Source organism: Mesorhizobium sp. M0664 (assembly GCF_040320565.1).
Taxonomy (GTDB): Bacteria; Pseudomonadota; Alphaproteobacteria; order Rhizobiales; family Rhizobiaceae; genus Mesorhizobium.
Genome location: NZ_JAMYPW010000005.1, coordinates 188,994 through 212,681, shown reverse-complemented (window position 1 = coordinate 212,681; position 23,688 = coordinate 188,994). Strand labels below are relative to the sequence as shown.

Genomic DNA, 23,688 nt, shown 5'->3' with positions numbered 1-23,688 from the left:
GCAAGCTCGAAAGCGCTTGACCTCAACATGCCGAATAGAGAAGTGCTTCAGGACTGCTGCAACCCGGACTTTTTCAACACTATCGACCCTGCTAAGACGTTCGTTCGTGTCTCTGGCGAGCTCTGATGCGGACGATAGACGTGTTTTCAGGGATAGCGGCTGAGCGCCATTGCTTCGACACGTTTTATCCAGGCGTCTTTGCAGTCGGAATAGGCGTGGCTGTCTTCGGGATGCAGCGCAGCACATCGCCGCTTCTCTCGCTCATACTCCTCTGCAATGCTAGGCGAACTGCGCAGAAGGTCGCGAAAGGCAAGATGTCTGCGGATGGCGGGGTCGCCGTCCACGAAGCAGTGAATTTGAACGACCCGCTCGCCCGTTACCTAATCGTGTAGGGTGCAATAGCGTCGTCCTTCCATGCCGTAGGCGCCATGCCATTCATAGCCAAGGGCTTCAATGGCTGCCTGTTCGGCATCCAGCGCCGCCAGATTCGAAACAACGGGCATCAGGTCAAGGACAGGCTTGGCGGCAATGCCGGGGATGGAGGTTGAGCCGATGTGGTGGACCTGAAGGATCGAAGCCGCCTGCTGTTGCAGCCGATCTGCTTCGCTGGCAGCACGGGTGGCCCAGCTCGCATTATGGGGTGCCAGGCGAACGGGGATCGGTGGGGGCAAACTCCGACTCCTCATGAATTGCGGACAGGTCTGCAAACGTCCGGTCCATTCAATATCTGCCAGAAAGCGGACCGCCTGCAAACCACCTTAGCAGACATTCAACTGGCGGCGGCGCAGCTCGCCGCCCGTTGTTCGAGATTTCAATGGCAGGCCGCACTGGCCGGCGGTGCAAAGCCATAAGCTCGCGCTTGCGACATATCACCCCTCGAAAAGGCTCGGCTGCATGCTAAGAGACTCAAAACCCCAAACGGACTGAACTGAGGAGGCGGCCGTCATGACAAGCGAAAGCAAAAAGGCGGCGCGATCCGACCTCGACGAAGCAGCGCTCTACTTCCACAAGCACCCCCGTCCCGGAAAACTTGAAATCCAGGCGACGAAACCGCTGGGCAACCAGCGCGACCTGGCGCTTGCCTATTCGCCGGGTGTCGCCGCCCCCTGCCTTGAAATCCGCGACGATCCGGCAACCGCTGCCGACTATACAGCCCGCGCCAATCTTGTTGGCGTCGTCACTAACGGTTCGGCGGTGCTCGGCCTCGGCAATATCGGTCCGCTCGCCTCCAAGCCGGTGATGGAGGGCAAGGCGGTGCTGTTCAAGAAGTTCGCCGGCATCGATGTCTTCGACATCGAGATCGACGCACCGGGCATCGAGCGCATGGTCGAGACGATCTCGGCGCTGGAACCAACCTTCGGCGGCATCAACCTGGAAGACATCAAGGCGCCCGAATGCTTCGAGGTCGAGGAGCAGCTGAAAGCCCGCATGGGCATACCGGTCTTCCATGATGACCAGCACGGCACCGCCATCATCGTCGCCGCCGCTGTGCTCAATGGGCTGGAATTCGCCGGCAAGTCCATCTCGGACATCAAGATCGTCACGTCGGGCGCTGGTGCTGCGGCGCTCGCCTGCCTCAACCTTCTGGTCTCGCTCGGCGCGCGGGTTGAAAACATCTGGGTCACCGACCGGTTCGGGGTCGCCCATAAGGGCCGCGTCGAGGAGATGGACCGCTGGAAAGACCCCTATGTGAAGGATACCGGGGCGCGCGCGCTGGCTGACGTTCTGCCCGGCGCCGACGTGTTTCTCGGCCTGTCTGCCGCCGGCGTACTGAAACCGGAACTGCTCCACCACATGGCGCCCAAGCCGCTGATCCTGGCGCTGGCCAACCCCAATCCCGAGATCATGCCGGAAGCGGCAAGGGCGGCGCGACCCGATGCGATGATCTGCACCGGCCGCTCCGATTTCCCCAATCAAGTCAACAACGTACTCTGTTTTCCTTACATCTTCCGTGGCGCGCTGGATTGCGGCGCAAGGGCCATCAACGAAGAGATGAAAATGGCCGCCGTTCGGGCCATCGCGGCGCTTGCCCGCGAAGAGCCGTCCGACGTTGCCGCGCGTGCCTATTCCGGCGAGACGCCGATCTTCGGCCCGGAGTTCCTGATCCCCTCGCCTTTCGATCCGCGGCTGATCCTGCGCATTGCCCCTGCCGTCGCCAAGGCAGCTTGCGAGACCGGCGTCGCGACCCGGCCGATCACCGATTTCGCCGCCTATATCGACAAGCTGAACCGCTTCGTCTTCCGCTCCGGCCTGGTCATGAAGCCCGTGTTCTCGATGGCCAAGACGTCGAGCGCCAAGCGCGTCATCTATGCCGACGGCGAGGACGAGCGCGTGCTTCGCGCCGCGCAGGTCGTGCTCGAGGAAGGCATTGCCGAACCGATCCTGATCGGCCGCCCGCACGTCATCGACGTGCGGTTGAAACGCTATGGGCTGCGCATCAAGCCGGGCGTCGATTTCGGCCTGATCAACCCGGAAGACGATCCGCGTTACCGCCACTACGTCGACCTTTTGATCGAGCTTGCCGGCCGCCGTGGGGTGACTACGGAAGCGGCACGCACCATGGTGCGCACCGACAATACGGTGATCGCCGCCCTTGCCCTGAAGCGCGGCGACGCCGACGCCATGGTCTGCGGCCTTGAGGGCCGTTTCGAGCGCCATTTGCGCAACGTCACGCTGATCATCGGGCCACGCGCCGGCATTAGGGATCGCGACCTGTCGACGCTTTCCATGCTGATTTCGCAGCGCGGCATCATCTTCCTCACCGATACCCATGTCTCCGTCGATCCGACCGCCGAGGAGATTGCGGAGATGACCGTTCTGGCGGCCGAGGAGATTCAGCGTTTTGGCATCGAGCCCAAGGCAGCCCTGCTTTCGCATTCGGATTTCGGCTCCCGCGATTCGCCAAGCGCCATGAAGATGCGGCAGGCGGCGGCGATCCTGGCGCGCATCGCGCCCGACCTGCAATGCGACGGCGAGATGCATGCCGACTCGGCATTGTCGGAGCAGCTGCGCCAACGCGTCTATCCGCATTCGCGGCTGAAAGGCGAAGCCAATCTGCTGGTGTTCCCCAATCTCGATTCGGCGAACATCACACTGACGGCGCTGCGCACAATGATGGAGGCGCTGCATGTCGGCCCGATCCTGCTCGGCACCGACAGCCCGGCGCACATATTGACGCCGTCGGTGACGTCGCGCGGCGTCGTCAACATGACGGCACTGGCAGTGGTCGAAGCCGCGCACAAGGCGCAAGCCATCGTCGATCTGGGGTAGCCGCGGGCTTTCTCAGATTGGCCTGAACCGGAAATGCCCTGTCTGCCTGAAGGCAAACAAAGTGTCCTCTTCCCTGGCGCCGCCGCCGATATTGTGAATAACCAGCCTTCTTGTCGGTACCAAAGTGGAGCGATTGGACGACACGATGGCAATATGCGACAGATTGCCGGGCAGCATCTGGGCGACGAGATCCCCTGGCCGATAGTCGGCGGGGTCTTGGCTGACGGGCAAGGCAGCACCGCGCCGCTCGAAATAGGCCGCAAGATTGGGCACACGGCGGTGGTCGATGTTGCGGTCCGGCGCTTTCAGGCCCCAAGCCTTCGGATAGGCGGCAAAATTGGCCCGCATATCCTCATGTACCAATCTTTGCAGATCGACATCGAAGGCGCGGCGATAGGCACGGATCACGACATCCGTGCAAACACCCCGCTCGGGCCCAACGTCCCCGCCCGGATAGGCCAGGCGTGTATAGGTCGGATCGTAGAGTGTGGTGACGCCGATCTGCTCACGGGCAGCTTCGACCAATCTGGTACCCCAATCCGGCGCGATGGGCTTTTGCTGCGCCATGGCATCCGGCATCGCCAGGCACAAAAGACCAAACTGCAGCGCGGCTCGACGGGTAATCGCGGTCATGCCAAGCCTCCGGGCATTGCTGAATCCAGGCATTCTTCTGGGCGAATACGCCTTTTTCGTGCAGCGCCAGGACGTCGCGGTTCTGGCTCTGTCCGAATACGCAGTGTGGCGTGGTCGAAATGACAGCACCGGTCGTGATCGAAGCCGCGCACAAGGCGCAAGCCATCCGATTTGGGCTGAAGCCGGAATCGGCGGCATGCTAAACAAACGATTAACCGCAAGCGCGGTAGCTTTCTGAACAACAGGCAGGCGGAGTCGGAGGGATGACGGGCGCACGTTGGAAGCTGACGCGTACCGCCGCGCTGCTCGGCGCCGTGGTGCTGTGCGGCATTGCCGCCACTCAGGCACAGGCCGCTTCCCGCCTCTGCCGCCAGCTTGAAGCCGATCTTGCCGCCGCTTCTCGTGGTGGCGGCGGCAAACCGGCATTGCTCAGGAAATATGACGACGCAATCGTCCGGCAGCGCCAGCAGATTTCAAAGGCCGTCAGGCAGGCCAGCAGCGCCGGCTGCGGCTTTTCGCTGTCTCGCCGCAACGCCAACGCATGCGCAGCACTCGACGCCACCATCGATCGCATGGCAGCCAATCTCGACGCCCTGCAGGCCAAGCGCGGCGACCTTGCCGGCGGTGGTTCGCGACGTGATCGTGCGCGCATATTGACGTTGCTTGACGCCAATGGCTGCCGCGATGATGCGGCGGCGCCGACGCCCGCGCCGGTCCGCGAAGCCAACCGTGAAAACGGCAAGCGAAACCTGCTCGACCAGCTTTTGGGCAGTCAGCCCGAAGAGGCCGACCAGGCTGAAGAACTGAGCCAGCCGGGCAACATCCGCACCGTGCTCAACAGCGCCGACATGGGCCAGCCCCAAGGCGAATTCCGCACCATGTGTGTGCGGACCTGCGACGGCTATTTCTTCCCGATGTCGAATGCTGCCTCGCTGGGCGATTTCGAGCGCGATCAGAAGAATTGCGAATCGAGCTGCCCCGGCACCGAGATGCAGGTTTTCTACACGCGCGGCGTGAACAGCGATTCGGCGTCGATGACGTCTTCGGTGACGGGCAGGCCTTATATCGAACTGCCGACGGCCTACCTCTACAAGCAATCCGACATGCCGCGGCCGCCGACCTGCGGCTGCAACGCCGCGCAGAATTTCGAGATCATCGCCGGCAACCCGCCAACCCGGGAACAATCCGAGGCGAATGTAGAGAGTACCCCGTTCATTCCGCTGCCGGTTGCCAGGCCTGATCCGGGCGCCGACCCGGAGTTCTTGGCCAATGCGCAAGACGGCCTCGACCGTGGGGCGATCAGACGCCTTGCTGTCAAACCTGTGCCCTCGCCGACATCGCTGCCGCCGCCGGAGCAGCGCAAGGTCAGGGTCGTCGGGCCAACGTTCCTTCCCGACCCAGCAGCGGCAACAGATCTGCAAGCTCCGGACCCGAAGGCTGTCCCGTAAGCGCCAGCCTGAGCGGCATGAACAGCGCCTTGCCCTTACGGCCGCTCGCCGCTCGGATCTTGCCCGTCCAGTCCTTCCAGACGGTGCCGTTCCAAGGCTCTTCCGGCAGCAACTCGAATGCCTGGCGAAGAAAGTCGCGGTCCTCGTCGGAAAACTCCGCCGGCTCCTCTGGACCGTCTCGAAGCGTACGCCACCAGATCGCCGCATCGGCCAGCCTGTCGAGATTGCCGCGCACGGCCAGCCAGAAAGACTCGGCCTGTTCGCCGGAGATGCCGAGCACGATCAGCCGGTCGCGCGCCTCGGAAAACGGCATGTGATGCAGCAGCGTGCGGTTGAGCACGAAGAGTTCGTCCGGGTCGAATTTGGCGGCGGATTTCGATGTTGCAGCCGGATCGAAGCGCTCGACTAGCTCGGCCATCGTTGGCACCGCCACGACGTTTTCCGAGGTGCCGACGAGCACCGCCAGCGAAGCGATCGCCATCGGCTCGATGCCGCTCTCACGCAGGCTCTGGATGGACAGCGCGCCGGTGCGCTTCGAAAGTCCCTCGCCTGATGCCGTTGTCAGGAGATTGTGGTGGCCGAACACCGGCGGCTCCGCGCCAAGTGCTCGGAACAGGGCTATCTGGACGCCGGTATTGGTGACGTGGTCGTCGCCGCGAATGACATGGCTGACGCCCATGTCGATGTCGTCGACAACCGAAGGCAATGTGTAGAGGTAGGTGCCGTCCTCACGCCGCAGAACCGGGTCTGAAAGCGAGGCGAGGTCGACGGTCTCTTCGCCGCGCACCAGGTCGTTCCAGTGGATTTCGGTGCGCTCCGGCTGTAGCGGATCGCTGCTGAAGTTGGGCAGCAGAAAGCGCCAGTGCGGCCGCCGGCCATCGGCCTCATATTCCGCCACCTGCTCGGGTGCCAGCGTCAGCGCCTCGCGGCCATAGACTGGCGGCAGGCCACGCGTGCGGCGCACCTTGCGCCTCAGGTCGAGCTCTTCAGGCGTCTCATAGCAAGCATAGACGAGGCGCGCCTCCTTCAGCCTCTCCAGTGCGGCATCGTAGATTTCGACCCGCCGCGACTGGTACTCCGTGGCATCGGGGAAGATGCCCAGCCAATGCAGGTCATATAGGATAGCGTCGGAAAACTCCTGCGTCGAACGGGCGACGTCGGTGTCGTCGAAGCGCTGGATGAAGCGGCCTTTGTTCTTGATGGCGAACAGCCAATTGAACAAAGCGGTGCGCGCATTGCCGATATGGATGCGGCCGGTCGGTGACGGGGCGAAACGGACGGTAACTGTCATGAGCGGGCGTACCGGATGGTTTTGCTGTTGACAAGACGCGCCCCCGCGCTCGGCGGCAGACATAGAACATGACAAAGGCGAAGAAAAGACTGCAGCGCCGCACGTCTATCAAGACGCGCGGCACCGCAACCGTCAGATCACCAGGCCTTTGGTCAGTTCAAGCGCCTGGCGTTCGAACAGCCGGCGGTAGATGCCGCCTTGCAGCCGGATCAGTTGGTCATGCGAGCCCTCTTCGACGATGCGGCCGCGATCGAACACCAAAAGCCTGTCCAGCGCCCGCACCGTCGACAGCCGGTGGGCAATGACCAGCGTCGTGCGGCCGACCATCAACCGCTCCATCGCCTGCTGGATCAGCACCTCCGATTCCGAATCGAGGCTCGACGTTGCCTCATCCAGGATGAGAATGCGCGCATCGGCAAGAAAGGCGCGTGCGATTGCAACGCGCTGACGCTCACCACCCGATAGCTTTACGCCACGCTCGCCGACCAGCGTGCCATAGCCTTTCGGCAAATTGGCAATGAAGTCATGCGCGCTGGCCAATCGCGCCGCGTGCTCGATCTCGGCCTGCGTGGCGGCCGGCCGAGCATAGGCGATGTTTTCGGCCAGCGACCGGTGAAACAGGATCGGCTCCTGCTGGACGATTGCGATCTGTGCGCGCAGCGACGCCTGCGCCACATTCGCAATATCCTGGCCGTCGATCAGGATATTGCCCGCAGTCACGTCGTAGAGGCGCTGGATCAGCTTGACGAATGTCGTCTTGCCGGAGCCCGAATGGCCAACCAGCCCAACCCGTTCGCCCGGCGCGATGTCCACCGAAAAATCGCGATAGAGCGGCAGGCGGTGGCTGCCATAGTGGAACGTGACATTGTCGAAGGTGATACGGCCATCGGTGATCCGGATCGGTTTGGCTCCGGGCCGATCCTCGATGCCGAGTGGTTCGGACTGGAAGTCGACCAGTTCCTCCATGTCGTTGATCGAGCGCTGCAGATTGCGGATATGTGTGCCGATGTCGCGCAGATAGCCTTGCAGCACGAAGAATGAGGTCAGCACGAAGGCGACATCGCCGGCGCTCGCCTGCCCCCACGACCACAACAGCAGGGAGAACCCGATGACCGCTGCCCTCAAAAGCAGCAGCATCGTCCCTTGCGTGGTGCCGTTGACGGTGCCGCGCATCCAGGTGCGGCGCGTGCGACCGCGCCATTTGGCGACGACCTCGGCGAGCCGCGTCTCCTCGCGTTCCTCGGCGCCAAAACCCTTGACCACGGCGTTGCAGCTTACCGCGTCGGCCAGCGAGCCGCCGAGCCGTGTATCCCACGCATTGGCAAGCCTTGCCGCGGGCGCGACATAGCCAAGCGACAGCATCGTCGTCACCGCGATGAACAGAACCGAACCGGTGGCGACGACAGCACCCATCAGCGGCCAGAACCAGCCAAGCAGCAGCGTCGAGCCGACGAGCATGACGACCGATGGCAGCAGCGCGATCAGGATCGTGTCGTTGAGCAGGTCGAGCGCCCACATGCCGCGCGTTATCTTGCGCACCGTCGATCCGGCGAAGCTGTTGGCGTGCCAGTCGGTGGAGAAGCGCTGGACGCGGTGGAAGGCGTCGGCGGCGATATCCGCCATCATCTTCAACGTCAGCTCGACAATGGCCATGAAGGCGAGATTGCGCAGCACGACACCGGTGAGCGCCAGGGCCACCAGCATCGAAAAGGCCGCTGTCGCCGCGTTCCACGCAACATCGTCGGCCGCAGCACTGCTGGCGACGGCATCCACCAGCCGGCCGGAATAGAGCGGCGTCAGCACGTCGGCCAAGGTCGACAGCAGGAATGTGCCCATAATGCCGGCAAGCCGCCACGGCTGACACCGCCAATGGCTGAGCGTGAAGCCAAGAACGCTGCGAAAGGCGCCCGCGCGCAAATCTATTCGAAAACGAGTCATGATGTCATTCGGGCGCAAACGAGCCCGATCCCACGAAAGTAGAAATTGAAAAACCGCGTCGGCGCCGTTTGGCGCCCGGAGATGCGGAGGTTTGGCGTATTTGGCGGCCCTGTAGAGGGGCGGCGACCGGCAGCGGCGAAATACCTGCCTCGGTTCAGCCTTGCCGCGAGGCTATCTCGCGGCGCACTGACCAAGACCTAGGCTTCGCAGCCTCGCATAACGATGTCAAATCCTGGCATTCGGTTCCTCCTGAAGGGGAATCGCGGAGAGGTGTTTATAGAGACGCCTCAACGCCGCGCCAAGTCAGTAGATAGCCAAAAGCGCATCTGGTCCAAGCAGTGAGACGATTTTGCAACAATCGCGGGTTGTGCGCTGCCTCTGTTCAGGTTGCCGGGATACGGTCGAGGCGCATATAGCGGCCGTCGGTGGAAGGCCTGAAGCCGAGCTTCTCGTACATGGAGTGTGCGTCGTTGGTCGACAGGCTCCAATGCGTGACAGTCTTGCAATCCGGATGACCGATAAGCGTCTGGACAAGCCGGGTTCCGATGCCTTGCCGGCGATACCCGGGCCAGACAATGATGTCGGCGAGATAGGCAAATACCGTACGGTCGGTGATCGCCCGGCCGAAGCCGACCTGATTGCCGCGGACATAGGCGCCGACGCACAGTGAGTTGGCAAAGGCGCGGCGGTGCAATTCGTCGCTGCGGCCGCTGCCCCAATAGCTCTCCTTCAAAATGTCGGATGTCGCCCGGAAGTCGATTCGCGACAGGTCGAAGCTGATCTCAAAGTTGGCCATGGCTAAACCGTTATGCAGCCAATCGCCTACCCGCCATCCCTGAACCGGTTGGTGATGGGATAACGGCGATCGCGGCCAAAGTTCTTCCTGGTGATCTTCACGCCAGGCGCCGCCTGCCGGCGCTTGTATTCGGCGACGTAAAGCAGGTGCTCGACACGCGCCACCGTCGCCCGGTCATGGCCGCGCGCAACGATCTCGTCGACGCCCATCTCGTTCTCGACCAGACACTCCAATATGTCATCGAGCACTGGATAGGGCGGCAGCGAATCCTGGTCGGTCTGGTTCTCTCGCAGTTCGGCCGAGGGCGCCTTGTCGATGATGTTGGCCGGGATCACCTCGCCGGACGGACCGAGCGCACCCGGCGGCACATGCGCGTTGCGCCAGCGCGACAACGCATAGACCTGCATCTTATAAAGATCCTTGATCGGGTTGAAGCCGCCATTCATGTCGCCATAGAGCGTGGCGTAGCCTACCGACATCTCGCTCTTGTTGCCGGTGGTAACGACCATCGAGCCGAACTTGTTGGAAATCGCCATCAGGATGGTGCCGCGGGCCCGGCTCTGCAGGTTTTCCTCGGTGATGCCTTCCTTGGTGCCCTCGAAAAGCTGTGTCAACGTGTGCAGGAAACCCTCGACTGGCTCGAAGATCGGCACGATGTCGTAGCGGCAGCCGAGCGCGCGGGCGCAGTCCTCGGCATCCTTGAGCGAGTCCTTCGAAGTGTAGCGGTAAGGCATCATCACGGCGCGCAGCCGTTCCTCGCCGAGCGCATCGACGGCAAGTGCCGCGCAGATCGCCGAATCGATGCCGCCGGAGAGGCCGAGCACGACATTCTTGAAGCCGTTCTTGTTGACGTAATCGCGCAGGCCCAACATGCAGGCGCGATAGTCGGCCTCCTCCTTTTCCGGGATTTTCGACATCGGTCCGTCAGAGCAGACCCAGATGTCATTCTTTCGCTTCCAGGTGGTGACGTTGACCGTCTCCTCGAACTGGCTCATCTGGAAGGCCAGCGTCTTGTCAGAACCTATGGCAAACGATGCGCCATCGAAAACCAGCTCGTCCTGGCCGCCAAGCTGGTTGGCATAGATAATCGGCAGTCCGCATTCGATGACCTGACGGATGACGATCTGGTGGCGGACGTCGACCTTGCCGCGGTAATAGGGCGAGCCGTTCGGGACCAGCAGGATTTCCGCGCCGCTTTCGGCCAGCGTCTCGCAGACGGCAACCTCGCCCCAGATATCTTCGCAGATCGGCACTCCCACGCGCACGCCGCGGAAATTGACCGGCCCCTGGATCTCGGGGCCGGCCTGGAAGACGCGCTTCTCGTCGAACTCACCGTAATTCGGCAGATCGAGCTTGTAGCGTTCGGCAAGGATCTTGCCGCCATCGGCAAAGATGATCGAATTGTGCGTGCCGGTCTTGCGCTTCAACGGCGTGCCGATGACGAAACCCGGGCCGCCGTCGGCGGTATCGCCGGCGAAATCCTCCGCCGCCCGCTCGCAGGCCTTCAGGAAGGCGGGCTTCAGCACCAGATCCTCAGGCGGATAGCCGGCAAGGAAAAGCTCGGTAAACAGCACGAGGTCGGCGCCTTGGCGGGCGGCATCCGCCCTCGCCTCGCGTGCCTTGGCAAGATTGCCGGCGACGTCGCCGACCGTCGGATTGAGCTGGGCGACGGCGATGCGCAATATGTCTGGAGCGGTCTTGTCTGTCATGCCCGTGGGTTTAGCGCGGCAAAATTCGTCGAGCAATGGCGTTCGTTTGGACCAAACAGTCGATCCTATTCGCCCATATATTCGCGCAAGGCTTCCGGCGGATGGTTCTCGCCGATCGACATTGCCAGAATGCGCGAAATGTGCCGGCGCGGCAGCCCGGTTTCCGCCGCCCAGGCGTTTATCTGCACTTGGATCTTGTCCAGGTCCTTCTTCGACGTCGGGCTCTGCGCGAGGTCGAGCCCAGCGTCGCGCAGCGCTGCCGCCATGTCGGCCGAGACGATGAAGGCGTCCCACTCCAGCCAGCGCAGAAAATACTGGCCGGTATTGCCGCCGAGCCGGCTGCCATGCTTGCCGAGATAGGCCATCAATCCGACCTGGTCATCCGCCGGCCAATTGGCCAGGAACTTGCCGAAGCTGCCATGCTCCTTCGACACGCGCTCGACGAAGGCTGCGTTGTCGCGTACGGATTTGATCTTCTGCGGATTGCGGACGATGCGCTTGTCGAATGTGAGATCGTGCCAGAAATCGTCAGGCTGGAACAGCAGCCGCTTCGGCTCGAAGCCAAGAAATGCTTCCTCGAAACCCGGCCATTTCTGCTCGATGACGCGCCAGACAAAGCCGGCGGCAAAAACCCGCTCGGCCATGGTCGACAGGATCCGGTCGTCCGTAATCTTTGCCACCGCGGCATTGTCGGGCATAGGACCCAGCAGCGACGTCAGCGCTGCCTCACCGCCTTTGCGCTTCGCTGCACGGGCGCGAATTTTCTGAAAATCCACCATTGTTTCCTGACCCCATCGCGTCAATCTACCACTTCCCGTAGGAACCGGCAGCGTCTACCTCATCGCGGACGACGGAGGCGACGATGAACAAAACGATCGAGGACCTGGCAAGCCGCTGGCTGAAGCGAAAGCCGGACGGCCTCAGCGCGCTCGAAAGCCGGGTACTGCAATCTACGCTCGAGCGCACCACGATCTCCAAGGACACCAACAAGGCCGTCGCCTTTCACCAGACGTTTGGAGATCGCCTGGCCGACACCATCGCCCGGATCGGCGGCTCTTGGTCCTTCATCCTGGCATTCATTGGCTTCCTGATCCTGTGGACGGCAGGCAATGTCTGGCTCTTGTCGCGCGCCGCCTTCGATCCCTATCCCTTCATCTTCCTCAATCTCGTGCTTTCCATGGTTGCCGCCCTGCAGGCGCCAGTGATCATGATGGCGCAAAACCGCCAGACGGAGCGCGATCGAATCGACGCCGCCCACGACTATGAGGTTAATCTCAAGGCCGAGATCGAGATCATGGCGTTACACGAAAAGCTCGACGAACTGCGCCACAGCCAGATCATCGGCATGCGAGACGAGATCGCCCGGCTGGCCGAGCAGGTGAAGCGCATCGACGACATTCTGTCGAAGCAGCGAACGTCTTCATGACGGAAGTCATCCATCGTCTCATTGAGCAATATGGATTGGTCGCGGTTTTTCTGGGCTGCGTCGCAGAGGGCGAAAGCGCCGCAATTCTTGGCGGTTTTTTTGCGCATCAGCATGTCTTCATCCCGTGGCAGGCGTTTCTCGCAGCCGCGCTCGGCGCCTTCGGTGGCGACACGTTCTTCTTCATCTTGGGACGGAGCTTCGCCGACCATAAATTCGTGATCAGGCTCCGAGCCCGGCCGGGCTTCAGCCACGCCTACCGCCTTGTCACCTCTCATCCCAACATTTTCGTGCTGTCGAACCGCTACATCTATGGCCTCCGCCTGGTCGGCGGCATCGCCGCCGGGCTGTCGGGCATTGCGGCGGCGCGCTTCGTCATCCTCAACGCCATCTCATCGGTGGTCTGGGCGGCACTGTTCTGCACTGTCGGTTATGTCTTCGGGCTGGGCGCGGAGCACATCGTCGGCCAAGCGCTGGCTCGTCACGAGCGATTACTGATCGCTCTGGCAATCGGCCTCGTTGTGGCCATCCTCGGCTGGCTCGCGGCCCATATCGTCGCCAAGAAGGAACTCCACAAGGGAAGCTGATCGTCAATCAATGCCGAGCGCGCGATCACCCTTCTCGAGGATCAGCGGAATGATCAGGTCTTCCTCGTCGGCAAGATGCCGGGTCAACATGGCGATCAGCCGGCCGTTCTCGTCGGCATAGGCATCGGCGGCGAAACGCTGTTTGTCTTCGCTCTTCTGAAGCGTGCGGATGAAGGCATTTGCCGCCTCGGCATTGCGCTCCAGTCCCTCATGGATTGTGTGGTGATCGGCATCGAGAATCTCGAAGCCGCGCTTCAGACGGGTCTCGGCCCTGGCGAAGACCGGGAAATAATGATGGTCCTCGACATTGTGATGGCCGTCGAGATTGCCGAGGAAATGGTTGAGGCGCGGCGCGAACCAGCGCGCGAATTCCGGCGCGTTCAGCCTACTTTCTCGATAATCGCCGATACCATTGGTGAGCATGCCGCCAAGCTCGCGGAACATGTCGTGCCGCTGCAGCCACATATTGGCTATGCCGTGGATATTGGCATGCGCCTGCCAGTCCTCGCGCGGATATTTTTCGACCAGCCAGCGCAGATCGTCCGGCAGGCCCTCACGTTCAAGCAACAGAAATCCGGTGGTATCGGCCATGTCGGGCCCCTCAGTTGACCTGCATGTAGTGTCTGAAACGTCAGATCGGTACCCCGAGGATCCGCTCGATGACGGCGACGCCCCATACCCCGGCAGCGATCACCACCGAAATCAGCACCGCCAGCGAACCGCAATCCTTGGCCAGTTGGATATCGACGTTGAATTCGCGGCTGAACGCGTCGCATGCCGCCTCGATGCCGGTGTTCAGCACCTCGATCATGATCATGAGCAGCACCGCGCCGATCAGCAACGCATAGCCGCGCCACGATTCCGAAAGGAACCAGCCGAGCGGCAAGGCAAGCACGAGCAGCGTCAGCTCCAGCTGGAAGGCCTCCTCGCCGGCGGCCAGTTTGCGAAACGCCCGCACCGAATTGTAAAAAGCGTCGATCAGTCGCTGCATGCCAAAACCCTTCGGAATCACCGGCAGGGGATAGCGCAATGGCTGGACCAAGGGAATAAGGCGGCCTCTGCAAAGAATCAGCCGGCTGCCACCTTGATCGACGGCGTCGACTTCTCGAACTGCGGCAGCCCGTCATCGATCGCGTAATAATCGCCCTTGTCGCCGACGAAGATATGACATTCGCCTTGGAGCCTAGTTGGCGCGTCGAACAGCCCTGCCATGACCGAAACATAGCCGTCATCGCTCGGCTTCCAGAACAACAGAGAGCCGCATGTCTTGCAGAAGCCGCGCCTGGCGAACGAAGAGGCCTCGTACCAGGTGATGCTCTTCGCGCCGGTGATTGTAATGTCGCGGTCGGCAACGTTGGTCGCCGCATAAAAATGCCCGCTCTGCTTCCGGCACTGCGAGCAATGGCAGTAGACGACACCGCGTAGCGGTCCTCGTGTCTTGAACCGCACTGCCCCGCACAAGCATGATCCGGTGTGACTGTCAGCCATGTCGGCCTCCCGATGCAATTGCCATCGCCTGGCAGCATTCCAGTTTTGCGCGCGTTAGGCACGAGCAAATGCGACACCGGCGGGATTGAATACAAAAAGCGCCGGTTTTCGCCCGGCGCTTCTTCAATGACATCAAAGTTCAGATCATATCAGCCGTTAACGGCCTGCTTGTGCTGGACCGGATGGGTCTTCTTGAGCAGATCGGAGACCAGGAACGCCAACTCGATCGCCTGATCGGCATTGAGGCGCGGATCGCAATGGGTGTGGTAGCGGTCCTGCAGTTCTTCGGCGGTGATGGCGCGGGCACCACCGGTGCACTCGGTGACGTTTTTGCCGGTCATCTCGATGTGGATGCCGCCCGGATGCGTGCCTTCGGCGCGGTGCACCTCGAAGAAGGTCTGCACTTCCTTCAGGATGCGGTCGAACGGCCGTGTCTTGTAGCCGGCGGCCTCGATCGTATTGCCATGCATCGGGTCGGACGACCACACCACGCTGCGGCCTTCCTTCTGCACCGCGCGCACCAGTTTGGGCAGATGGTCGGCAACCTTGTCGGAGCCGAAGCGGGCGATCAGCGTCAGCCGGCCGGGCTCGTTCTCCGGATTGAGCAGGTCGATGAGCTGCAACAGGCCATCCGGCGTCAGCGACGGACCGCATTTCAGCCCGAGCGGGTTCTTGATGCCGCGGCAGTATTCGACATGGGCATGGTCGGGTTGGCGCGTGCGATCACCGATCCAGATCATGTGGCCAGAGGTGGCGTACCAGTCGCCGGAGGTCGAATCGACGCGGGTCAGCGCCTCCTCGTAGCCGAGCAGCAACGCTTCGTGGCTGGTGTAGAAATCCGTCTCGCGCAGCGCGTAATTGGTCTCCGAGGTGATGCCGACGGCCTTCATGAAGTCCATCGTCTCGGTGATGCGGTTGGCGAGCGACTCGTATTTCTCGCCCTGCGGGCTGTCGGACACGAAGCCGAGCATCCATTGATGCACGTTCTCCAGGCTGGCGTAGCCGCCCTGGGCGAAGGCACGCAAAAGGTTGAGCGTCGCCGCCGACTGGCGGTACGCCATCTCCTGTCTTGCAGGATCGGGAATGCGCGACTTGGCGTCGAACTCGATGCCATTGATGATGTCGCCGCGATAGCTCGGCAGCGTTACACCGCCCTTGGTCTCATTGTCGGACGAGCGCGGCTTGGCGAACTGGCCGGCGACACGGCCGACCTTCACCACCGGCTGGGCGCCGGCGAAGGTCAGCACCACCGACATCTGCAGGAAGACGCGGAAGAAGTCGCGGATATTGTCGGCGCCATGCTCGGCGAAGCTCTCGGCGCAATCGCCGCCCTGCAGAAGGAATGCGTCACCGGCAGCGACGGCTGCAAGCTGCTTCTTCAGTTTGCGTGCCTCACCTGCAAAAACCAACGGCGGAAACGTGGCAAGCTGGGCTTCCGTGTTCCTCAGCGCGGCAAGATCCGGATAGGCAGGAACCTGCTGGATCGGCTTAGCTCTCCACGAATTCGGCGACCATTTCGTCATCGAAGCACCTAACGCTCTTTCACACGGACGCCATCGCCCGCCAATCCGCCCCATATGGGGTCGCGGCTCCATACACGAAGCCGATTTCCTATTCTAGACCGGAATTGGGCGCGTGGCGAATGAGCACGGCACTGCGAAAGTGCCGGTGCGGCTGTGCCCAGAGCACCAGCGACGCGCTGCTACGCCGCCTTCTCCACCAGCCGCGCCAGCTGCGTCATGACAACCGCTGAGCCAGCCAGCCGCTTCTCGGGCGTCGCCCAGTCACGGCTGAAGACGACGCTCTGGTCGGGTCGGATCTTGGCCAGCGAGCCCTGTTCGCCGATGAGCTTGACCAGCCCGACCGGATTGGGGAATTCCCGCTTGCGGAAATGGACGACGACACCTTTCGGCCCGGCGTCGAGCTTCTCCACGTTGGCCTTGCGGCAAAGCGCCTTGATGAAGACGATCTTCAACAGATGCTTTACCTCTTCCGGCAACGGTCCGAACCGGTCGATCAGCTCGGCGCCGAAAGCATCGATCTCTTCCGTATTTTCGAGATCGCCAAGACGGCGATAGAGCGCCAGCCTGAGCTGCAGATCCGGGACGTAGCTTTCCGGGATCATCACCGCCGTGCCGACGGCGATCTGCGGCGACCAGCCGCCGTCCTGCACCTCGCCGGAATCCTTCACTTCGGCCACCGCCTCCTCCAGCATCTGCTGGTAGAGCTCGAAGCCGACCTCCTTGATGTGGCCCGACTGCTCTTCGCCAAGCAGATTGCCGGCGCCGCGGATGTCGAGGTCGTGGCTGGCCAGCTGGAAACCGGCGCCTAGCGTATCGAGCGATTGCAGCACTTTCAGCCGACGCTCGGCTGTATCGGTTAGCTTGCGGTTGGCGGGCAGAGTGAACAGCGCATAGGCGCGCACCTTCGAACGGCCGACGCGGCCACGCAACTGATAGAGCTGAGACAGGCCGAACATGTCGGCGCGGTGTACGATCAGCGTATTGGCGGTCGGTATATCGAGGCCGGATTCGACGATGGTGGTCGACAAAAGCACATCGTACTGGCCGTCATAAAAGGCATTCATGATATCGTCGAGCTCGCCGGGCGGCATCTGGCCGTGGGCCACCGCCACTTTCAGCTCAGGCACGGATTCGCGCAGGAAATCATGGATTTCCGTGAGATCGCTGATACGCGGTACGACGTAGAAGGAATGGCCGCCACGGTAGCGCTCGCGCAGCAGCGTCTCGCGGATGACCAGCGGATCGAAAGGGGAGATGAAGGTACGCACGGCCATGCGATCGACCGGCGGCGTGGCGATCAGCGACAGCTCACGCACCCCGGTCAAGGCAAGCTGAAGCGTTCGCGGGATCGGCGTCGCCGACAGCGTCAGAACGTGGACGTCGGTCTTGAGATCCTTCAGCCGCTCCTTGTGCTTGACGCCGAAATGCTGCTCCTCGTCGATGATCAGCAGGCCGAGATTCTTGAACGAGATCGAGGAGCCGAGCAGTGCGTGCGTGCCGATGACAATGTCGACTTGGCCTTCGGCGACGCCCTTCTTGGTCTCGGCCAGTTCCTTGGCGCCGACCAGCCGCGAGGCCTGGGCGACGCGGATCGGCAGGCCGGAGAAGCGCTGCGAGAAGGTCTTGAAATGCTGGCGCGACAACAATGTCGTCGGCACCACCACCGCGACCTGAAAGCCTTCCATCGCCGCGATGAAGGCGGCACGAAGCGCGACTTCGGTCTTGCCGAAGCCGACATCGCCGCAGATCAGCCGATCCATCGGCTTTCCAGCGCCCAGATCACCCATGACCGAATCGATTGCCGTTTGCTGGTCGTCGGTTTCTTCATAGGGGAAACGCGCCGCAAACTCGCCATAGAGGCCTTCCGCCGGCACCAGCGCCGGTGCGGCCCGCATTTGTCGCTCGGCGGCGATGCGGATCAGCTGCCCGGCCATGTCGAGCAGACGTTTCTTCAGCCGTGCCTTGCGCGATTGCCAGGCGCCGCCGCCAAGCTTGTCGAGCGTCGCCTCGGCCGAATCCGAGCCATAGCGCGACAGCAGCTCGATGTTTTCCACCGGCAAGAACAGCCGATCGTCGCCGGCATAGTGGATTTCAAGGCAATCGTGCGGCGCACCGACTGCCTCGATGGTGCGCAGCCCGATGAAGCGGCCAATGCCATGGTCGGCATGCACGACGATATCGCCTGAAGACAATGCCGAAGCCTCGGCGATGAAGTCGGACGCGCGCTTCTTGCGCTTCGAGCGCCGGATCAGCCGGTCGCCGAGAATGTCCTGCTCGGCGACGACGACCAGTTTCTCGGTCTCGAAGCCGGATTCGAGCGGCAGCACGGCCAGGGCCGCCTGCCCTGGCTCAAGCCTTTCGGCTTCGGCAAGCGTCGCCACCGGCTCCAGATTGCCAAGGTGATGCTCGACCAGGATCTGGCCGAGCCGGTCGAGCGAACCTTCAGTCCAGCCGGCGACGACGACACGGCGGCGTGCAGCGCGCTCGTCGGAAATGTGTTTGACGACGACGTCGAAGACGTTGGCGTTAGGGTCGGCGCGTTCCTCGACGAAGCTGCGGCCATGGCGCGAGCCGGCATGGAACACCTTTTTCGCACCGGCATCGGGCGCGTCGAAGGAGGTGAAGTCGATCGCTTCGCGCGGACCAAGCGAGGCAATCAGGTTCTCGGGCGACAGATAAAGCTGATCCGGCGACACCGGCTTGTAGGGCACGGCATCCTTCAAGGCGCCGTCGGCCTGTTTTTTTCGCGCCTCGTAATGATCGAGGATCAGAGTGTGGCGCTCGGCCAGTGCCTCATGCGCCAGATGATCAAACACCACGGGCGCATCCGGCAGGTAATCGAACACGGTTTCCAGCCGCTCATAGAAGAACGGCAGCCAGTGCTCCATGCCGGCAAACCGCCTGCCCTCGCTGACCGCCGCATAGAGCCCATCGTCGCGCGAGGGCGCGCCAAAGGCTTCGATGTAGGCGCGGCGGAAGCGGCTGATGGTTTCCGGCGTCAGCGCCACCTCGCTCATCGCCTGCAGCGCCATCGACTTGCGTTGGCCGATGGTGCGCTGGGTTGCGGTGTCGAAGACGCGGATCGATTCCAGCGTATCGCCGAAGAAATCGAGGCGCAGTGCCTCCGTCCAGCCGGGCGCGAAGAGATCGAGAATGCCGCCGCGCACGGCAAATTCGCCGATGCCGCGCACCGTCGGCACCCGCTCGAAGCCGGAAGTCTCCAGCCGTGACACCAGCGCGTTCATGTCGATCTGGTTGCCGGGCTTGGCGTGAAAGGTCTGCGCCTCGACGAGTTCCGCCGGCGGAATGCGTTGAAGCAAGGCGTTCGCGGTGGTGAGAATGACGGCGCGGTGCGGCTTCTTCGCCAGCGCGATCATCGCTGCCAGCGCATCGAGCCGCCTTGCGGCGGCGTCGGCGCCGGGCGAGACGCGGTCGTAAGGCAGGCAGTCCCAGGCCGGCAGTTCCAGCACCGGCAGGCCCGGCGCGGCAAAGGCAAGCGCCTCGACGATCGCCGGCAGACGCTGGCCGTCGCGCGCCACGAACAGCACCGGCTTGTCAGGGGCGATCTCGTGCGCAGCCTGCACCAGCGCAAAGGCTTCGTAGCCGTCGGCGACGCCATCGACGATGAACTGGCCGGCGCGGCCTTTCGGCAGACCGATCGTAGGGATAAGGCTCATGGCTACACGTTGTTCAGAAGGTCATCTCCCGGCGCGAAGCCAGGATTTTTTGCAGGACGGTACAGTCGATATCCGCCGGAACCGGGCGTTCGCCAGTGACGAGAGGCAGGAATTCGGTGTCGGGAATGTCGAGGAGCCTCTCATATTGGTCGATTTCGTCGCCGGTCAAGGCGCCGATCTCGGCATCGGCGAAGCTGCCGAGTATAAGGTCCATCTCGCGCATGCCGCGGTGCCACGAACGAAACAGAAGCTTGCGGCGGCGGGCATCGAGCCCCTCGCTTGATCGTTTCGTTCCGGTCATCTTGCAACATCCTTGCCCAGGCGGCGCATATAGCGTGGATAGAAGGCGGTGTCAGCCTTGCGCTACAGTCGCCGCAACATAAGCTGACATCATGCGTCCCTCCCTCCTCGATCCGCTGTTTGTCCCGATCACCTCGCTTGCCGGGGTCGGGCCAAAAGTTGGCGCCCTGATCGAAAAAGTCGTAGCAGCCGACCTCGGCGACCGGGCCGCGCGCGCCGGGGATCTCTTGTTCGTGCTGCCGCATACTGTCATCGACCGCCGCAACCGGCCTGGCATCGCCGGCTCGGCGGAAGGCGCCATCGTTACGCTCGACGTCCGCATCGACCGCCACCAGCCGCCGCCACGCGGCAACAGGTCGGTCCCGTACCGGGTCTACGCCCATGACGACACCGGCGAGATCGCGCTGACCTTCTTCCATGCCCATGCCGCCTATCTCGAAAAAGCAATGCCCGTAGGCGAGCATGTCGTCGTCTCCGGCCGCATGGAATGGTTCAACGGCCGCCCGACCATGGTTCACCCCGACCATATCGCACTTGCCGACGACGCGGAAAACCTGCCGCTGGTCGAGCCGGTCTATCCGCTGACCGCCGGGCTCTCGGGCAAGGTACTGCGCCGGGCCATCGGCCAGGCGCTGGCCCGCCTGCCGGTGCTGCCCGAATGGCAGGACGGTGAGTTCCGGCGCCGCCATGCCTTTCCTGCTTTCAGCGATGCGCTCAACCGCATCCACAATCCTGCCGACCCGATCGACGTCTCCGTCGACGGCGCAGCGTGGCGGCGCCTTGCCTATGACGAGTTCTTGGCCGGCCAGGTATCGCTGGCGCTGGTGCGGGCCAAGGTCCGCCGATTATCTGGCCGGCCATTGGTCGGCGACGGCCGCATAGTCGAACAACTGCGCGTGGCACTCCCCTATTCGCTGACCATGTCGCAGGAAATGGCGCTTGCCGAAATCAACGCCGATCTCGGTGACCCCGAACGCATGCTGCGCCTTTTGCAGGGCGATGTCGGCTCCGGCAAGACGGTGGTCGCGCTGCTTGCCATGGCGCGTGCCGTCGAGGCCGGCGGCCAGGCGGCATTGATGGCGCCGACCGAAATCCTGGCGCGCCAGCATCTGGCAACAATTGCGCCGTTGGCGGAACGGGCCGGCCTGCGTGTCGCCGTCCTCACAGGTCGCGAAAAGGGCCGCGAGCGTGCCGACACGCTGACCGGGCTGGCCAATGGTGACATCGACATCGTCGTCGGCACCCATGCGCTGTTCCAGGAAACGGTGACGTTCCGTGACCTCGTGTTCGCCGTCGTCGACGAGCAGCACCGTTTCGGCGTCCATCAGCGCCTTGCCATTACCGCCAAGGGCGATGCGCCCGACATGCTGGTGATGACAGCAACGCCGATACCGCGGACGCTGGTGCTGACTGCATTCGGCGACATGGATGTGTCGAAGCTGACGGAAAAGCCGGCCGGCCGCCAGCCGATCCGCACCGTCACCTTGCCGCTTGAACGGCTCGACGAACTGATCGGACGCATGCTCGACGCCGTCGCCGATGGCCAGAAAATCTACTGGATCTGTCCGCTGATCGAGGAATCCGAGGAGATCAAGCTGATGTCGGCCGAGGACCGTTTTGCCTCGCTGAAGCCGCTGTTCGGCGACCGCATCGGCCTGGTGCACGGCCGCATGAAAGGCACCGACAAAGACGAGGCGATGCGCGCCTTCAAGCAGGGCGACACCCGTATCCTGATCGCCACCACCGTCATCGAGGTCGGCGTCGATGTGCCTGATGCGACGATCATGGTCATCGAGCATGCCGAGCGTTTTGGCCTCGCCCAGTTGCACCAATTGCGTGGCCGGGTCGGGCGTGGCGACAAGCCTTCATCCTGTGTGCTGCTCTACAAGGACCCGCTCGGCGAGACGGCAAAACGCCGTTTGTCGGTGATGCGCGAGACCGAGGACGGTTTCCGTATCGCCGAAGAGGATCTGAAGCTGCGCGGCGAAGGCGAGTTGCTCGGCACCCGCCAGTCCGGCACGCCGGGCTTCCAGGTGGCGCGCATCGAGGCGCATGCCGACCTGCTCGAGGCCGCACGCGACGATGCGCGGCTGATCCTGTCGCGCGATCCGGAACTGCAGTCCGAACGCGGCACGGCGCTGCGCCTGTTGCTCTATCTGTTCGGCCGCGACGAGGCCGTGCGGCTCCTGCGTGCCGGCTGAGGCATCGTGTCGAGCGGAGGATTGGCAAGCGCGCCGTGGATATGCTCGCCGTTCACCGTCACCATTTTGACAGCTGGCGCCACCAGGCCGGCCGACACGATCAGCTTGGCTCCGTCCTCGATCGTCATGTCGAGCAGCACAATGTCGGATTTCGGCACATACATCAGAAAGCCGGTCGTCGGGTTGGGCGTACACGGCATGAACACGGCAATCAGCGGATCGCCTTCCCGGTCGAGCTTCTGGTTGATCTCGGTTTCCTTCTCGCTGGCGACGAAGACAAGCGACCAGACCCCTTTGCGCGGATATTCGACCAATCCGACCTGCCGGAACATGTCGCCCTTGTTCGACAGCACTGTCTCGAAAATCTGCTTCAGCGAACGGTAGATGCCGCGCACCAGCGGCATGCGGCCAAGCAGGCGCTCGCCGAAGTTGACGATGGCGCGGCCAACGATATTGGCGGTCATAAAGCCGATGAAGGTGATGAGGATCAGGGCAACGATCAGCCCAAAACCCGGCACTGGAAACGGCAGGTACGTGTCCGGATTGTAGCGTACCGGAATGTAGGGTTTCACCCAGGAATCGACCCAGCCGATCAGCGACCAGGCAATGTAGGCGGTAATCGCCAGCGGCGCGCAAACGACGAAGCCGGTCAGGAAATAGTTTCTCAGCCGGGTCATGCCTGAGGTCTTGAGAGCATCCGACATGGTTCACCGCAGCGTGTGTTTGCAGCGCGACACTACTGAACCCCAAGGCGCTTTGGAATGGCGAAGTTTTTAAAAGATCAACTATGCCGCGGCTTCCAGCGGTTCGATCTTCTCGAGCTCCGGTGCGAGTTTCTTCGCCTCGGTTTCAAGTTCATAAGCCTGCTGAAAATTCATCCAGAATTCCGGCGTGGTGTTGAAGAACCTGGCGAGGCGAAGCGCGGTATCAGGAGTCAGGCCGATCTCTTCCTTGGCAATGCGTTCGATACGGGTACGAGGAAGATTGAGCTTCTTCGCCAGCGCACCGGCACTCATACCGAGCGGGACGAGATATTCCTCGCGCAGGAACTCTCCGGGGTGAATTGGACGTACGAACTTGAGCATGGTTCAGAGACCTCAAGGGTTTAGGGCAAGTGCCCGCTCAATGGTAGTCGACGATCTCCACCTCTTCGGCGCCAGCGTTGGTCCATTTGAAGCAGGCATTGGTCGTTGATACGAATTGAATGCTGCCCAGCTCTGCTCCCTTCAGGGCTTCAAGGCGATTTCCGGGTGGCGATCGTTCAATTGTCCGGCGTTTTCGATCGCTCGAAGACGACGTTCGCCACGGGCAACCAGATCCGGTGGAAAACCTTTCGGTGCCTTCCCCTCGGCAACCGCTTCCACCGCTTTGCCTTTGAACGAAACGATCAACTTGGACCCTATC

At 62.5% G+C, this 23,688-nt stretch carries 20 protein-coding genes and 2 pseudogenes; 6 read left to right on the top strand and 16 right to left on the bottom strand.

Features of this window, described 5'->3' with window-relative positions; genetic code table 11:
• Positions 1-146: 146 nt before the first annotated feature.
• Positions 147-671 (bottom strand): annotated as a pseudogene (locus NKI39_RS09925) (GrpB family protein).
• Between the two features lie 274 nt (positions 672-945).
• Here NKI39_RS09925 and NKI39_RS09920 point away from each other — a divergent pair.
• Positions 946-3,270 carry an NADP-dependent malic enzyme gene (locus NKI39_RS09920; protein WP_352831612.1) on the top strand — a complete coding sequence of 775 codons (2,325 nt, stop codon included), beginning with the start codon at positions 946-948 and terminating at the stop codon, positions 3,268-3,270.
• A 12-nt stretch (positions 3,271-3,282) separates the two neighbouring features.
• Here NKI39_RS09920 and NKI39_RS09915 read toward each other — a convergent pair whose 3' ends face one another.
• Positions 3,283-3,903 (bottom strand): DUF1287 domain-containing protein, encoded by a 621-nt coding sequence (locus tag NKI39_RS09915; RefSeq protein WP_352831610.1) that lies wholly within the window; start codon positions 3,901-3,903, stop codon positions 3,283-3,285.
• Between NKI39_RS09915 and NKI39_RS09910 the strand changes: the two genes are divergently transcribed.
• The gene (locus NKI39_RS09910) at positions 3,902-4,141 is read left to right on the top strand and encodes a hypothetical protein (RefSeq protein WP_352831609.1); all 240 of its coding nucleotides are present in this window, start codon (positions 3,902-3,904) and stop codon (positions 4,139-4,141) included. The two genes, NKI39_RS09915 and NKI39_RS09910, sit on opposite strands and share 2 nt — an antisense overlap.
• A gap of 25 nt (positions 4,142-4,166) precedes the next feature.
• Complete coding sequence (locus NKI39_RS09905; RefSeq protein WP_352831607.1) at positions 4,167-5,351, top strand: DUF2865 domain-containing protein; 1,185 nt, start codon at positions 4,167-4,169, stop codon at positions 5,349-5,351.
• Here NKI39_RS09905 and gltX read toward each other — a convergent pair.
• The 5 genes from gltX to NKI39_RS09880 all read right to left on the bottom strand — a co-directional run bounded on the left by gltX (position 5,269) and on the right by NKI39_RS09880 (position 11,864).
• A complete protein-coding gene (gene gltX / locus NKI39_RS09900) occupies positions 5,269-6,642 on the bottom strand; it encodes a glutamate--tRNA ligase (RefSeq protein WP_352471740.1) in 1,374 nt (457 codons plus the stop codon). The genes NKI39_RS09905 and gltX overlap by 83 nt on opposite strands.
• A 132-nt stretch (positions 6,643-6,774) precedes the next feature.
• Positions 6,775-8,580, bottom strand: a complete 1,806-nt coding sequence (locus tag NKI39_RS09895; protein ID WP_352613797.1) for an ABC transporter ATP-binding protein — start codon at positions 8,578-8,580, stop codon at positions 6,775-6,777.
• Between the two features lie 382 nt (positions 8,581-8,962).
• On the bottom strand, positions 8,963-9,376 hold the full coding sequence (locus NKI39_RS09890; protein WP_352831606.1) for a GNAT family N-acetyltransferase: 414 nt from the start codon (positions 9,374-9,376) through the stop codon (positions 8,963-8,965).
• Positions 9,377-9,402: 26 nt separating this feature from the next.
• A complete protein-coding gene (locus NKI39_RS09885; RefSeq protein ID WP_352502475.1) occupies positions 9,403-11,085 on the bottom strand; it encodes an NAD+ synthase in 1,683 nt (560 codons plus the stop codon).
• A 65-nt stretch (positions 11,086-11,150) separates the two neighbouring features.
• Positions 11,151-11,864, bottom strand: a complete 714-nt coding sequence (locus NKI39_RS09880; protein ID WP_352502474.1) for a DNA-3-methyladenine glycosylase I — start codon at positions 11,862-11,864, stop codon at positions 11,151-11,153.
• A gap of 83 nt (positions 11,865-11,947) precedes the next feature.
• Between NKI39_RS09880 and NKI39_RS09875 the strand changes: the two genes are divergently transcribed.
• The gene (locus NKI39_RS09875; protein WP_023680015.1) at positions 11,948-12,511 is read left to right on the top strand and encodes a DUF1003 domain-containing protein; all 564 of its coding nucleotides are present in this window, start codon (positions 11,948-11,950) and stop codon (positions 12,509-12,511) included.
• A complete protein-coding gene (locus NKI39_RS09870) occupies positions 12,508-13,095 on the top strand; it encodes a DedA family protein (RefSeq protein ID WP_352502473.1) in 588 nt (195 codons plus the stop codon). Before NKI39_RS09875 ends, NKI39_RS09870 begins: the two co-directional genes overlap by 4 nt.
• A gap of 3 nt (positions 13,096-13,098) precedes the next feature.
• On the opposite strand, the gene NKI39_RS09865 is transcribed toward NKI39_RS09870, so the two are convergent.
• From NKI39_RS09865 to NKI39_RS09840, 6 genes are all read right to left on the bottom strand, one after another.
• Positions 13,099-13,686, bottom strand: a complete 588-nt coding sequence (locus tag NKI39_RS09865; protein WP_352502472.1) for a hemerythrin domain-containing protein — start codon at positions 13,684-13,686, stop codon at positions 13,099-13,101.
• Positions 13,687-13,726: 40 nt separating this feature from the next.
• Positions 13,727-14,086: a diacylglycerol kinase gene (locus NKI39_RS09860; protein ID WP_352471749.1), complete on the bottom strand. Its 360-nt coding sequence runs from the start codon at positions 14,084-14,086 to the stop codon at positions 13,727-13,729.
• Between the two features lie 77 nt (positions 14,087-14,163).
• Positions 14,164-14,583 (bottom strand): GFA family protein, encoded by a 420-nt coding sequence (locus tag NKI39_RS09855; RefSeq protein ID WP_352502471.1) that lies wholly within the window; start codon positions 14,581-14,583, stop codon positions 14,164-14,166.
• 149 nt (positions 14,584-14,732) lie between these two features.
• On the bottom strand, positions 14,733-16,106 hold the full coding sequence (locus tag NKI39_RS09850; protein WP_352471752.1) for a class II 3-deoxy-7-phosphoheptulonate synthase: 1,374 nt from the start codon (positions 16,104-16,106) through the stop codon (positions 14,733-14,735).
• A 179-nt stretch (positions 16,107-16,285) separates the two neighbouring features.
• Positions 16,286-19,783 (bottom strand): transcription-repair coupling factor, encoded by a 3,498-nt coding sequence (gene mfd, locus NKI39_RS09845; protein WP_352502470.1) that lies wholly within the window; start codon positions 19,781-19,783, stop codon positions 16,286-16,288.
• A gap of 13 nt (positions 19,784-19,796) precedes the next feature.
• Positions 19,797-20,084 carry an FAD assembly factor SdhE gene (locus tag NKI39_RS09840; RefSeq protein WP_352471754.1) on the bottom strand — a complete coding sequence of 96 codons (288 nt, stop codon included), beginning with the start codon at positions 20,082-20,084 and terminating at the stop codon, positions 19,797-19,799.
• 91 nt (positions 20,085-20,175) lie between these two features.
• On the opposite strand from NKI39_RS09840, the gene recG reads away from it, so the two are divergent.
• Positions 20,176-22,284, top strand: a complete 2,109-nt coding sequence (recG, locus tag NKI39_RS09835; protein WP_352502469.1) for an ATP-dependent DNA helicase RecG — start codon at positions 20,176-20,178, stop codon at positions 22,282-22,284.
• Here recG and NKI39_RS09830 read toward each other — a convergent pair.
• From NKI39_RS09830 to NKI39_RS09820, 3 genes and pseudogenes are all read right to left on the bottom strand, one after another.
• Positions 22,236-22,988, bottom strand: coding sequence for a DUF502 domain-containing protein (locus tag NKI39_RS09830; RefSeq protein ID WP_352471756.1), 753 nt, complete (start codon positions 22,986-22,988; stop codon positions 22,236-22,238). The two genes, recG and NKI39_RS09830, sit on opposite strands and share 49 nt — an antisense overlap.
• Positions 22,989-23,069: 81 nt before the next feature.
• Entirely contained in the window at positions 23,070-23,369 is a 300-nt protein-coding gene (locus tag NKI39_RS09825; RefSeq protein ID WP_031212869.1) for a HigA family addiction module antitoxin, read from the bottom strand.
• Between the two features lie 37 nt (positions 23,370-23,406).
• A pseudogene (locus NKI39_RS09820) lies at positions 23,407-23,675 on the bottom strand (type II toxin-antitoxin system RelE/ParE family toxin).
• Positions 23,676-23,688 lie beyond the last annotated feature (13 nt).

Coding starts and splice junctions, on each gene's coding strand:
- NKI39_RS09905 (WP_352831607.1), top strand. CDS start 4,167: ATGACGGGCGCACGTTGGAAGCTGACGCGTACCGCCGCGCTGCTCGGC.
- NKI39_RS09865 (WP_352502472.1), bottom strand. CDS start 13,686: ATGGCCGATACCACCGGATTTCTGTTGCTTGAACGTGAGGGCCTGCCG.
- NKI39_RS09860 (WP_352471749.1), bottom strand. CDS start 14,086: ATGCAGCGACTGATCGACGCTTTTTACAATTCGGTGCGGGCGTTTCGC.
- NKI39_RS09840 (WP_352471754.1), bottom strand. CDS start 20,084: ATGACCGGAACGAAACGATCAAGCGAGGGGCTCGATGCCCGCCGCCGC.
- NKI39_RS09830 (WP_352471756.1), bottom strand. CDS start 22,988: ATGTCGGATGCTCTCAAGACCTCAGGCATGACCCGGCTGAGAAACTAT.
- gltX (WP_352471740.1), bottom strand. CDS start 6,642: ATGACAGTTACCGTCCGTTTCGCCCCGTCACCGACCGGCCGCATCCAT.
- NKI39_RS09850 (WP_352471752.1), bottom strand. CDS start 16,106: ATGACGAAATGGTCGCCGAATTCGTGGAGAGCTAAGCCGATCCAGCAG.
- NKI39_RS09890 (WP_352831606.1), bottom strand. CDS start 9,376: ATGGCCAACTTTGAGATCAGCTTCGACCTGTCGCGAATCGACTTCCGG.
- NKI39_RS09880 (WP_352502474.1), bottom strand. CDS start 11,864: ATGGTGGATTTTCAGAAAATTCGCGCCCGTGCAGCGAAGCGCAAAGGC.
- NKI39_RS09910 (WP_352831609.1), top strand. CDS start 3,902: ATGCCAAGCCTCCGGGCATTGCTGAATCCAGGCATTCTTCTGGGCGAA.
- NKI39_RS09875 (WP_023680015.1), top strand. CDS start 11,948: ATGAACAAAACGATCGAGGACCTGGCAAGCCGCTGGCTGAAGCGAAAG.
- NKI39_RS09915 (WP_352831610.1), bottom strand. CDS start 3,903: ATGACCGCGATTACCCGTCGAGCCGCGCTGCAGTTTGGTCTTTTGTGC.
- recG (WP_352502469.1), top strand. CDS start 20,176: ATGCGTCCCTCCCTCCTCGATCCGCTGTTTGTCCCGATCACCTCGCTT.
- NKI39_RS09895 (WP_352613797.1), bottom strand. CDS start 8,580: ATGACTCGTTTTCGAATAGATTTGCGCGCGGGCGCCTTTCGCAGCGTT.
- NKI39_RS09920 (WP_352831612.1), top strand. CDS start 946: ATGACAAGCGAAAGCAAAAAGGCGGCGCGATCCGACCTCGACGAAGCA.
- NKI39_RS09825 (WP_031212869.1), bottom strand. CDS start 23,369: ATGCTCAAGTTCGTACGTCCAATTCACCCCGGAGAGTTCCTGCGCGAG.
- NKI39_RS09855 (WP_352502471.1), bottom strand. CDS start 14,583: ATGGCTGACAGTCACACCGGATCATGCTTGTGCGGGGCAGTGCGGTTC.
- NKI39_RS09870 (WP_352502473.1), top strand. CDS start 12,508: ATGACGGAAGTCATCCATCGTCTCATTGAGCAATATGGATTGGTCGCG.
- NKI39_RS09885 (WP_352502475.1), bottom strand. CDS start 11,085: ATGACAGACAAGACCGCTCCAGACATATTGCGCATCGCCGTCGCCCAG.
- mfd (WP_352502470.1), bottom strand. CDS start 19,783: ATGAGCCTTATCCCTACGATCGGTCTGCCGAAAGGCCGCGCCGGCCAG.